Source organism: Virgibacillus proomii (assembly GCF_018916875.1).
Lineage (GTDB): Bacteria > Bacillota > Bacilli > Bacillales > Amphibacillaceae > Virgibacillus > Virgibacillus proomii_B.
Genome location: NZ_JAHLNO010000022.1, coordinates 21344 through 32907, shown reverse-complemented (window position 1 = coordinate 32907; position 11564 = coordinate 21344). Strand labels below are relative to the sequence as shown.

Sequence of the window (11564 nt, the reverse complement as noted above, 5' to 3'; positions counted from 1 at the left end):
TTCAGAACCACAATTAGGACATTTATTCATTTTAGGTCACCTCCCTTCTACGTCATTATTCGACAGAACAGGAGGTTTTTCCTTTAAACAATTAAAAAACAGGAGGAATTTACATGAAAATCAATTGGAAAGTACGTTTTAAAAACCCGGTATTTATCGCACAGCTAATCCTCGCAATCTTAGCACCAATCCTCAGCTACATGGGCATTTCCTACTCGGACTTAACGACATGGCACGGATTGTTCGATGTTATCTTCGAAGCGGTAAAAAATCCATACGTACTATCGTTAGTTGCGGTCAGCTTGTATAACGCAATTATCGACCCTACTACGGTAGGGCACGCAGACAGTAAGCGAGCACAATCGTATAAAAAACCGAAAAAGGACGGCGATAAGTAATGGCTTTACGCATCAAACGTCAATTAGCTCCACAAAGGGCGATTACCACACGTACATCCGGCGGAGGCAATCCGAAAAGATACATAACGATACATCAAACGGGAAACACTACGCCGGGAGCAGACGCACAGGCACACGCAAATATCCAATCTCGCGTTAATCCGCGTCAAGCCAGTTGGCATTGGCAAGTAGACGATAAAATAGCGATACAATCTTTCGAGGACAATATAAAATGCTGGCACGCAGGTGACGGTAATGGTCCGGGTAATACGCAATCAATCGGTATTGAAATTTGCATTAACTCTGACGGGGACTATCGAAAAGCAGTCGAAAATGGGGCGGAACTTGCACGTATCCTACTCGATAAGTACGGTCTAGGTGTAGAGGATTTACGTCAACATCACGATTGGAGCAGAAAGAACTGCCCGGCGCAAATTCGCGCTAACAAAGACGGAATTAGTTGGTCGGACTTTAAGCGTATGGTTTCCGGGGAGCAAGCCGAAGCCAAGCCGTCTAAGCCACCTAAACCGTCAGTCAACAAGTCAATCTCACGAATGGCAGACGAAGTAATCGCAGGCAAACATGGCAACGGCAACGAAGTACGCAGAAAGTCGCTCGGCATTTCGAAATCCATGTACGAAAAGGTGCGCGACGAAGTTAACCAGAGAGCCGGCATAAAAAACGTAAGCAAGCCAAAGCCAAGACAAAAGTCAATCGCAAAAATGGCGCAGGAAGTAATCGACGGAAAACACGGAAATGGTCACGAGGAACGGAGGAAATCGTTAGGTATCGGAAAGGCTAGATATGCGAAGGTGCGCAATGAGGTAAATCGGCGACTAAGTGGTGGCGGAGGTGGCGCGAGTAAATCGGCAAGCAAGCCAAAGCCAAAGACGTTCAAAGTCGGTCAAAAAGTAACCGTCAAGAAATCGGCGAATAAGTTTGCTACCGGACAACCAATCGCAAGCCACGTCAAAGGCAATACGTATCGCATTAAGCAAGTTAAATCAGACCGCGTATTGCTTGACGGCATCATGTCGTGGGTACGCAAAGAGGACGTGTATTAAATAGGAAACGGACAGCTTTCGGAGTAATTTCCGGGCTGTCCGTTTTTTTTTTATGTCGAAAAGTTTCCGAAAAGCCTTGACGAAATATACATCACGTGCTACTATAGATAACGTTCGCAAGATTCGAGGTGCGCGGGACTATAATCCTTGTGCTATGTACGCACATTGTTCGCAAATATCCCGAATACTACGCGACAAGTCGGAATACTGCGCAACGAAAAACGCTGTATCCGTTAATAACATGCCGGTGTGGCGGAATTGGCAGACGCGCGGGACTCAAAATCCCGTTCCTTCACGGGAGTGTCGGTTCGACCCCGACCACCGGTACTTTTGATATGTTTTTAAGTAAATTAAAAAACAATGCAATTGCTCACAAATGTTGATACATCAATGTTTGTGGGTATTTTTATTTTGAGAAGATTGTATTTGAATATGATACTTTTCATTTTCATTTTACACATTTTTTAGCTCTATACTAAATGTGGTGGTTTCCTTTTTGGAATAAGGGATAGATATCTAGATAAAAAAATACACTCTCTCCCTCTTTTTTGATAACCTTGAGTTGCTGGACAAAAGGTAAAGGAGAGGGAAAAGAGTGCAAGATCATTTTATCATAGAGTTATTAGGAATTAAAAATAAACATGTGGAGGTATGGAATATAGAAAAAGGTTCAGATAAATGGTGCATCGAACTCCATACCAAAGTAAAAAAACAAAAATGCCCATTCTGTAAGGAACGAACCAAGCGGATTTATAGCTATCGAAAGCAGTCTATACAGGGGCCAATCTTATCCAATACACCTGTAAAAATAATAGTAAAGAAAAGTTGATACTTGGGTACGTATTGTCCTCATACTTTTTATGAACGATTACAAATGGTGGATCTCTACCAAAGGTGTAAGAATTCTGTACAGACTTCTGCTTTAAGTTATTCTGCAGTGGGTTCGTTTACGCTAGCAGCACGACTATAAGGTTATTTCTTTCTGACAATTATGAATCGATGACGCCAGATGGAACTATTGAAAAGTTTCATGTATATACTTTATTCAACTTAATTAAGAAAGGATCACATCACACAAAATTAACCGTTTCAGTATTTGGATACGATAATACGATTCATGATCAATGGTTAAAAGAGTGTTTAGAAATGGGATGGAGAAGAAGTTTAATTAATTTAAAATCAGTTTTAGAGTTAGGAATGGACTTAAGAGATAGATTGTTTTCCTATCCTATCCAAGGCTTGGAGTTACCAATTGTTCGTATAGTATCATTAATCCTAATAGAAATATAGAAGGGAATTATTTACTACATGTATTTCCCAACAGTCCGGCAGAAATTGCTGGTTTAAAAAAAGGTGATACCATTACAAAAGTAAATAACTATGTTGTACCGACTTATAAAGATTTTGTCATCAATATTTCTAAATATCAAGATACTACCGATCCAATTTATATAGAGTTTATGAGAGAAGAAAAAACGAAAAAAGTAAAAGTCAATTTATCACAAAGTGAGATATTTACAGCGCAGATTAATATACATGAAACAACCATAGAGGAGATTCAAGAAAAACGACGTCAGTTAGCTAAACAGAGATTTGCTTCTGGCGAGCTTTGGAAGGTGGATAGGAATGACTAGAATAAAAGTTGGTATTTATTGGGTGTGGGAAAATCTCGCAGACCAGACACATACCTGAGTACTTAGATAATAAAGATTGTGAAGTAGTTGCTGTAGCAGACTCAAACTATAGTAGAACGAAAGAGATTAGCCAAAAATTTAATATACCTTATGCTTATGATAATTGGATGGATATTGTTGAAGACAAAATCAGCTCAAAAAATTTTATTGGTAGCACACAATCAACGCTTAGCTCCTGTTTATAAAAAAGCAAAAGAGATTGCAAAGATAATCAATTCATCATCTGAGGCTGTATATGCTAATTTAAACAGGGCTAGAAAGAAACTCACACAAATAGAACATTTTAAGGTTAATAACAAAAAAGAAAGTGACTATTTAGAAATTCAAATAGATGATTCTATTATTGACCAGTTAATTCAAGGATTTAGAAATAAAAACCCTAAACAAATTGCTTCTCTTTTAAACGAAAATGTTAAAACTGATATCATTCATTCTGGTATAGAGTACGGAAAGAATGAAACAATTAGAAATTCGTTGAAAGATTGGTCTAAAATTGCTCATAAACAACAACAAATAAGCGCTAAGTACATAGAGTTACGGGGAAAACCAGTAATTGTAGAATTTGAAAACAAAGAGGGAGAGCTTTGTTTAAATAATATACATTATGTGCTAATCGAGAATGAATCTATTGTATTATGGAAATTTTATTGTTTTTCATGGAATTTAATGAATTTGGCCGCACATTCACTTGGAGTAAGATTAAATGCTGAATATTACTATAAATTCTTTTGAACATACTTTTAAAAATTACAATCTATAGAAGAGGGGAATTAAACATAAGAAAATCAAAAAAGAGGATTTTTTTAATTTTGTGAGTATAATTTTCAACTAAAATTACGTTATATATTATGAACCAAAAAATTTATGAGGAGTGTTTATATGAGAAGTCCTGTAATTAATCAAGTAAATACAATTTTTGTTCATGTTAGCGATTTGGAAAAGTCAGTTGAATGGTACTGTAAATTGTTAGGAAAAAAATTCGATCCTAATCAAGTAAAAAAGCCTGTATTTAATATCTCTTTAAATGAGTATACAGGAATAACCCTTGATGCAGGCCAAGTAGAAACTAAAAAATTTACCCCTTTACCGTATGCCTTGTTTAATTTACACACTAATGATATAAATGAATCGTTTAAATTTGCAAAAGAGTCAAATTTTAAAATTGCTCAAGAAATAATCGATTTTGGTGACCTTGCTTTTTTTAATTTATATGATCCTGATAAGAATATTATAATGATCTGTACCGGATAATAAATTCAACAAAGATAACAAATAACTAAATGTAAGTGTCATTCTGATTTTAACTACCCGAAATTATAGTAAAGTACTTTGACTTTTGAAATAATTTCGGGTCTTACTTTATCTGTAGTCAATAACTCATATTATAGATTTTCCTTAACTAAAGCTATGATTAAACGCACAAAAGTTAAAGTATTTTAATGTCTAGCACAATCTTGAAGGTAGAGTTTGTCTATTATAATTTTTTTACCTTTATGTTCCTTTACATAATTTTTTTATTTTATAAAACTCATTACTGATATTTTATCTCTCTGCAACGGTTTAAATATTCATATATAATAAAAATCTAAAATTTTAATCATATTTTGGAGCTTTTGAATGCATGCAATTGTGAAATCGAATATAGATAGAATCCCTTGATATTCAAGCTATCCAAACGGAAGTAGAAGAGGTAGCTCCAATAGTATTATAGCCTAATTGATCCCGTAAGAGAATAATATCCCCACCGTTTTTAATCCAATCCGATGCAAAAGTTTGTCTTAATACATGTGGCCCCATACCCTTACCCGTAGAGAACACACTCCTGGAATTAAAAGCTTTCGTATATTTCATCACAAAATTCTGGATGCTTGTGTATTTATGCAACAAAATCCGGTGACGGTCCATGAGATGTTTTCAAATATTTATCTCATGTTTTAGAGTTCGATAATCAACAAACAGTAGAAGCATTAATGGATAGAGTTATTGATATAATGAATAACACGAGGGGATGGTTCTTAAAAGGACATACATCTAAAGAGCTGTTCGAATTGGAGAAAAAACATCTTCAATCACTACCAGCCTCTAAGTCTAACTCAAGTACTGATAAAAAGCCTAATTTCAAATCAAACCAAAAGGTGGTAAAAAATAGTAGAAATCAGCTATGTCCATGTGATAGCGGGAAAAAGTATAAAAAATGCTGCGGTAGATAAAGCGTAAGGACATTTATAATCTAAAATATAATTAAAAACTCTCATAAACGTTGCTAAATGAATGTTTGTGAGAGTTTTTAATTGCAGATAAGGAGCAGGCTAGCTTAAAACTTATCGAATACAGGAATATAATAGAGCATCTATGATAAGATGGAAAGTGCATATTTCGTACATATGCTGATTACCAACATGGGAGTGGAGCAATATTGAATAAGAAAGATATCGCTAATATTCGTAAGCAATTCAAAATAAATAATGATTTGTTAAAAATCAACGAAATTTTTAATGTATACATCATTAAAGAATCAAGTGAGGTTTACCATCATCAAAGTACCCCATTTGAATTACTGGAAGATGAACAGAAAGAGCTCTTTATGGCCAATTTTAAAAAAGTATTAACTGGGCAGCTTGATCAGAAATTATTTGAGTTAAAGTTTCAGCGTGATGTAGAAGATAACAGTCAGCTCATTTTACACCAAGGATTATTAAGTAGTGATATAGAAGAATGGAAAGAGCATATGCTTCGACTTGTAAAAAAAATGCTCAAAGATAAGAAATATGAAATGGATATTGTAGTAACCTTTATTCGAGGTGAATATATGAAACCAAAGAAACGCCGCAATGAAGAAGCGGAAGAAAGTGATCGAGATACGGTATATTCTCATTCTTTTATTTTATGTAGTATGAATAAAACGCAAGATCCGAAAAAAGAACTCTTATTTGATTATGTAGAAAAGGAGTTTAAATATAATATTGTTGTAGATCCAATTATCAACCTGAAAGCTCCCATATCAGGATTTCTATTCCCTTGTTTTACGGATAATGCTGCGGATGTCAATCACATTCTTTATTCGGCAGGTAAAGCAAATGAGTTGAATTATCATTTTATTGAAGAAGTATTGAATGCGGAAGAAATAATGACTGCGCAAGAGGATAAAATTGTTTTTGAGGAAATCGTGAAAAATGTAGCCGGTGAACGTATCAATACATCGACACTTTCAAATGTGTACGATGAAATCTATCAAGTTATCGAAGAAAATGAAGATGAAGAGGAAGTACCAAAATTAGACTACAAAGATGTAGAAAAGGTATTAAAAAGCAGTGGAGTAAAAGATGTCGATACTGAAAAGGTGGAAAATGCGTTTAAGACGGTGATTGATGATGAAAAATATGAGTTGAAAGCGAGTAACATTGTTCCAAAACCTACTTCCAAGTCAATTAAAATAAAGACAAAGGTAGCGGATATTTCCATCAGTCCACAAGATCTAAGATTTGTTCGGCAGGTTCAATTTGATGGGAAATTGAGTCTTATGATTGAAGTAGAAGAAAGTACAATCATTGAAGGTTTTGAATTAATCCCGGAAGTTTTATTTCAAAAAGCTGATGATGAAAAGGAATAATTAGAATGACAATTAACTTGAAAATAGGTGAAAAATGATATACTAGCTTTTTTACATGATTAATAGAGCTTTAGTTATTAGAATATGGGATGGATCATTTATGTACATAAATGATTAGGGAATATTAATAGCTGCTAATATATGCAAAGATCATACAATTATGCAAGATAACGGCATAAATGCAAATCAAGATATCATGCATGTCCTTTTAATTCCCAGAACAACTTAAGATAATGGAATGTTTCATTTAACAACTAATCGAGCTTCATTAGAAACTAATTTTTAAAATATACATAACTTGTTAAAAAATACACCATAAATAATTGAACTAGGAAACCTACTAACAAATCATCTTTTTCACCCAACTATTCTAAACTCTGCAAGATAAGTTTCACCTGAACTTAACGTGAAGTAATCAGATTAGTAGACACAGGCAAACAATCCATTTACGATGGAAGTAAATAGGAAACAATAAGATGAAAGGGTGGAAACATTGAAAATTCTTGTTGTAGGAGCAAATGGACAAATTGGAAAACATCTCGTTAAGCTGATTCAAGATAGTGGAAACCATATGGCAAGAGCGATGATTCGTAAGCAAGAGCAAGCAGCTTATTTTAAAGAGTTAGGTGCAGAGAATGCAGTGGTCAATTTAGAAGGAGAAATTGCGGATATTGCCAAAGCCGCAGACGGAGTTGACGCCATTGTATTTACTGCAGGTTCTGGTCCACATACGGGAAAAGACAAGACGCTTATGGTGGATTTAGATGGTGCTGTTAAAACGATTGAAGCAGCTAAAATGGCTGGTGTAGACCGTTTTGTAATGGTTAGTTCATTTGATACAAGACGTGAAGCAATACAGGCAGCATCTTCCTCATTTGCCCCATATGTGGTAGCAAAGCACTATGCTGATGAGTGGTTGAGACGGGCAAATTTAGACTATACAATTGTTCATCCCGGAGCATTAACGAACGAAGCGGGAACAGGATGTGTAGAAGCTGCATCTGAAGTTGAACGAGGAGAGATTCCACGAGAGGATGTCGCTAGAGTAATTTTGGGCTGTTTAGAGGATAGCTCAACGATTGGTAAAGAATTTCAAATTGTATCAGGAGGTACAACGCCAATTAAAGAGGTATTAAAAAAGTTATGAGCGAAAACTAATAGTACGTGTTCAAAAAGGGGAAAAGGATCGAGGTCAGCTAATTTCGGAACATCCTTGTTGCAGGCGCCAACACTAGCACACCCTCTGCGTCGAAGTTTCGAGTAGCTAGAGGCTATGGCAGTGTAAATATATGAGCATAAGCATTGCTTCCCTGAGACTATTATTCATGAGGAAAAGAGTTTTTCCAAGGAACGGAGAAATAAGCCGTTAAGGAAAACTAGGCTAGCGTAGACGATAGCTTGGTTGCACGTATACTTAGAACTTAAAAATTTTTAACTACGTTGAATAAATTTCAACGCTAAAATTTTATACGTTCTAGAAATTCGATGTGTCATTTTTAGCGTATTTTTGAACGACCTTTAATAGTAAAAGTTATCAAAGTCCGTGTTATAAAGGGATTAAAAGATCTGAGGAGTTCGAATAAGCGTAGTTTTAGCCAACCTTAAGGTGTGTATGCTTAAATCACCGTCACCACCAAGCTCTCTTCCGTGATGGCTTAGTTTAAACCTATACTTAAAGGTTTTTACTACGTTGTATATCTACAATTTGGATACGAGATGGTTCAGTTGTAGAGAACTCTTAGTGATAAGAGTTCTCTAATAAGGTTTGACCTGCAGCAACTCTGAAGTTAGTTAATGAAGAGAACGCAACTATACCTGTCAAGCTATTATTCGCTACTTCAATAGTACCAATAGTTTTGAAAATAAGAAAAGAAAGTAAGAAACTAAAAGTTCGCTGGGAACCTTATTATTACAGAAAGAGCAGTCACTGTAATAACAAGGTTCCCAGTTTTTTAAAAGCGTTGCTTCCTTCATTACTGATATTATTACGAGAGAAAAATTTAAAGAGGAAAGGGGAAAAGCTAGTTCTTTCAATCATTTTTTTGAAACATTAATGAAATAAACGCAATATATTTGTAATGTATTTGTAATATAAGAGGTAGTTGTATATAATAAAAAAGTGTTCGCTACTTTTTTATACTATAGGAAAGCATAAAATTTTATGGTTTATAGTATAAGAAAAACTACAGCTTTCGCTAAAGACTTGGCGACAAGCCAAGTTTTTCTAATACTATGGGAAGGAAGAATTGAAGTGATTAAACGCATTAAGCTACCAGAATGGATTCTGTTGTTTTTATTAATTCTGTTACTTGGTATAGGCATTAATAAATTAATAACATATCCTAATAAACTAGTAAATAAGAAAGATAATATACAAGCTGAGAAAGTTGAAGAGGACGAAAGCAATAGTAAGTACCCAGATATTCATTTAAAAACATTTTCAAAAGAAACAGATACGTATACTTATTCAATTAGTAATCCAGAAACAAAAAGTGAAAAAATTAACTCTTCTATCAATAGATGGATGAAAAGGCAAAAAGAATCATTTTTAAAAACCGTTAACATAAATGAAAAAACGCTAAGACCGGCTCATTTAAACATTCAATTAGAAACCAATCGTATTACGAAGGATTTTTATAGTTTAGTTTTTCGAACATATGCCAATCAAGGAGATGTAAATGAACAGGAAATGGTAAAAGTTTTCAATTTTGATGTAAAAAAAGAACAATTTCTAACTATTAATGACGTATTAGATCTTGATAAGAAAAACCTTGACAAAATAAAAGAAATTATCTGGGAAGAATTACAGGAGAATAAAGAATTGCAGCCATACCTAAATAAAAAGCAAACATATGAAACGCTGCAAGAACCGGATGATTGGCAATGGTCTATTGATCGAAAGGGTTTAACATTATACTGGGCCGAGTATGAAATAACAGAAGGATTTGCTGGAACGGTTGAAGTTAGTATTCCAATTAAGAAATTATATGTTTTTTTACAAGATCATATGGATTCTTATTTACAAATGTCGAAAGAGCAACAAGTAGAAAAGAAAAAAATCACTCAAAAAGAACTAAAAAAATCGTTTACTCATGGAAAATATATTGCATTGACATTTGACGATGGACCAAGTCCACAAGGGACTCCACAAATCTTGAAAACTTTGAAAGAATACGATGCAAAGGCAACTTTCTTCATGTTAGGAAATCAAGTAGATTATTACCCCGATCTTGCAAGAAAGGTGATAGAAGACGGACATGAAATTGGAAATCATACCAGGAGTCATCCTAATTTATCTAAAATGAGCGAGGCATACATAAAAAAAGAACTGGAATATACCAATGAAAAGATAGAAGAAGTGACTGGTGTTACCCCTAGGCTTATCCGCCCACCTTATGGAATTTATAATGACAATGTGGTAGAGTGTGCAAAAGAAAACAATCAATCTATTATACTTTGGTCTGTTGATACACTAGATTGGAAAAATAGGAATGGATCGGCTATCCAAAAAATTGTACAAAATGAATCAACTCCTGGAGCAATTGTACTTTTGCATGACATTCACTCTACAACAGCAGATGCATTACCAAAGCTATTAAAAACATTAAAACAAGCAGGTTATCAATTTATCACCGTTTCACAGTTGCTTGATTGGAAAGAAAAAGAGGGTGTATCTCTGTATTATGGAAGTAGGAAATAAAAAGTAAACGAGTTAATTCCAGTATAGGATGAATAATAGAAGCTATGATTTTAACACGATTAGTGGTTAAAGAACATTATTGAGCTGAAAGAACTCCCTTTCTGTTCTTAATAGAACGAAGCAGCAGGCGAACAGCTCAAAATAATGACAAGCGTAGCTCGAAAAGGAGGATGAAACATTTCTTGTCAAATCTACAACAAATGAAAGAAAATCAACCATCTAATAAACGCTATATAACAAAGAAAAAGATGATGATTACTTTTAGTATTCTATTCATCCTTTCTCTATTTATTAAAATATTTATGGATACAAATATGTTTAAAGTAAATAAAGTCCAGTTTCATAGCGGAAAAATACCGGAGGGTTCGGCAATCAGCATTTTACAGATCAGTGATGTACATAATAAAGTATTTGGGAACAACAATGAAAAATTAATCAAAACGATTGAAAAATTAAATGCGAACATTATCGTAATTACAGGTGACTTGGTAGACAGAAGTACAGATGATTTGAAGCATATGTTTTCTCTTATCGATAAAATTACCTCGATTCATAAGCATGTCTTTTTTGTCACGGGTAACCATGAATGGGATAATCCAAAGAGAGAAGAGCTTTTAATAGGTCTTGAAGAACAAAAGGTAACGGTTTTAAATAACAAGAACAGTCAACTGACAGTGGATGGGGTTACACTTAATCTTGTTGGGATTGATGATGCTTCAACAAATCATGAAAATGTGAATGAAGCATTTAATGGAATAAATGATAAGCGATATACGGTACTGCTTTCCCATACTCCAGACATAATAGAAAATGATAGCGAGATTTCGGCAGACTTGATTTTAAGTGGTCATACGCATGGCGGCCAAGTTAGACTCCCGTTTATTGGCGCATTAGTAGCTCCGGATCAAGGTTTTTTTCCTAAATTTGAAAAAGGAACTTACAAAATTGATAATAGCCAACATCTTTATATTGATAGCGGTCTTGGTACAAGTGTTGCTCCAATACGATTTATGAATCAAAGTCAAATTAGTTATATTAAGATTTCTAACCCGGAAAGGTAAAGAGGTGCGTAGTGATTAAAAAGTTTGTTACGGAATA

12 protein-coding genes and 1 tRNA gene are annotated in these 11564 nt (G+C 34.5%); all 13 read left to right on the top strand.

Annotation, left to right across the window (positions count from 1 at the left end; genetic code table 11):
- Nucleotides 1–113 precede the first annotated feature (113 nt).
- The 13 genes from KQI21_RS12935 (at nt 114) to KQI21_RS12875 (ending at nt 11527) form a co-directional block, all read left to right on the top strand.
- Nucleotides 114–398 (top strand): phage holin, encoded by a 285-nt coding sequence (locus tag KQI21_RS12935; protein WP_216484589.1) that lies wholly within the window; start codon nt 114–116, stop codon nt 396–398.
- A complete protein-coding gene (locus KQI21_RS12930; protein WP_216484588.1) occupies nt 398–1462 on the top strand; it encodes an N-acetylmuramoyl-L-alanine amidase in 1065 nt (354 codons plus the stop codon). Before KQI21_RS12935 ends, KQI21_RS12930 begins: the two co-directional genes overlap by 1 nt.
- Nucleotides 1463–1705: 243 nt before the next feature.
- Nucleotides 1706–1789: transfer RNA gene (locus KQI21_RS12925), tRNA-Leu, on the top strand.
- Nucleotides 1790–2057: 268 nt separating this feature from the next.
- The gene (locus tag KQI21_RS12920) at nt 2058–2291 is read left to right on the top strand and encodes a hypothetical protein (protein WP_216484587.1); all 234 of its coding nucleotides are present in this window, start codon (nt 2058–2060) and stop codon (nt 2289–2291) included.
- 385 nt (nt 2292–2676) lie between these two features.
- On the top strand, nt 2677–3096 hold the full coding sequence (locus tag KQI21_RS16940; protein WP_216484595.1) for a PDZ domain-containing protein: 420 nt from the start codon (nt 2677–2679) through the stop codon (nt 3094–3096).
- A gap of 8 nt (nt 3097–3104) precedes the next feature.
- Nucleotides 3105–3341 (top strand): Gfo/Idh/MocA family oxidoreductase, encoded by a 237-nt coding sequence (locus KQI21_RS16935; protein WP_216484586.1) that lies wholly within the window; start codon nt 3105–3107, stop codon nt 3339–3341.
- Complete coding sequence (locus tag KQI21_RS12905; protein WP_216484585.1) at nt 3274–3888, top strand: hypothetical protein; 615 nt, start codon at nt 3274–3276, stop codon at nt 3886–3888. The genes KQI21_RS16935 and KQI21_RS12905 overlap by 68 nt, the downstream gene beginning before the upstream one ends.
- A gap of 147 nt (nt 3889–4035) precedes the next feature.
- Nucleotides 4036–4407 carry a VOC family protein gene (locus KQI21_RS12900; RefSeq protein ID WP_216484584.1) on the top strand — a complete coding sequence of 124 codons (372 nt, stop codon included), beginning with the start codon at nt 4036–4038 and terminating at the stop codon, nt 4405–4407.
- A 719-nt stretch (nt 4408–5126) separates the two neighbouring features.
- Nucleotides 5127–5366: an SEC-C metal-binding domain-containing protein gene (locus tag KQI21_RS16930; RefSeq protein WP_216484583.1), complete on the top strand. Its 240-nt coding sequence runs from the start codon at nt 5127–5129 to the stop codon at nt 5364–5366.
- Nucleotides 5367–5572: 206 nt separating this feature from the next.
- Nucleotides 5573–6766, top strand: coding sequence for a DUF4317 domain-containing protein (locus KQI21_RS12890; RefSeq protein ID WP_216484582.1), 1194 nt, complete (start codon nt 5573–5575; stop codon nt 6764–6766).
- Nucleotides 6767–7259: 493 nt separating this feature from the next.
- The gene (locus KQI21_RS12885; protein ID WP_216484581.1) at nt 7260–7913 is read left to right on the top strand and encodes an SDR family oxidoreductase; all 654 of its coding nucleotides are present in this window, start codon (nt 7260–7262) and stop codon (nt 7911–7913) included.
- Nucleotides 7914–9017: 1104 nt separating this feature from the next.
- Entirely contained in the window at nt 9018–10466 is a 1449-nt protein-coding gene (locus KQI21_RS12880; RefSeq protein WP_216484580.1) for a polysaccharide deacetylase family protein, read from the top strand.
- A gap of 182 nt (nt 10467–10648) precedes the next feature.
- On the top strand, nt 10649–11527 hold the full coding sequence (locus tag KQI21_RS12875; protein ID WP_253291472.1) for a metallophosphoesterase: 879 nt from the start codon (nt 10649–10651) through the stop codon (nt 11525–11527).
- Nucleotides 11528–11564 lie beyond the last annotated feature (37 nt).

Excerpts from the sequence above, each read along its gene's own strand:
- KQI21_RS12900 (WP_216484584.1), top strand. The coding sequence starts at position 4,036 with ATGAGAAGTCCTGTAATTAATCAAGTAAATACAATTTTTGTTCATGTT.
- KQI21_RS12935 (WP_216484589.1), top strand. The coding sequence starts at position 114 with ATGAAAATCAATTGGAAAGTACGTTTTAAAAACCCGGTATTTATCGCA.
- KQI21_RS16930 (WP_216484583.1), top strand. The coding sequence starts at position 5,127 with ATGGATAGAGTTATTGATATAATGAATAACACGAGGGGATGGTTCTTA.
- KQI21_RS12930 (WP_216484588.1), top strand. The coding sequence starts at position 398 with ATGGCTTTACGCATCAAACGTCAATTAGCTCCACAAAGGGCGATTACC.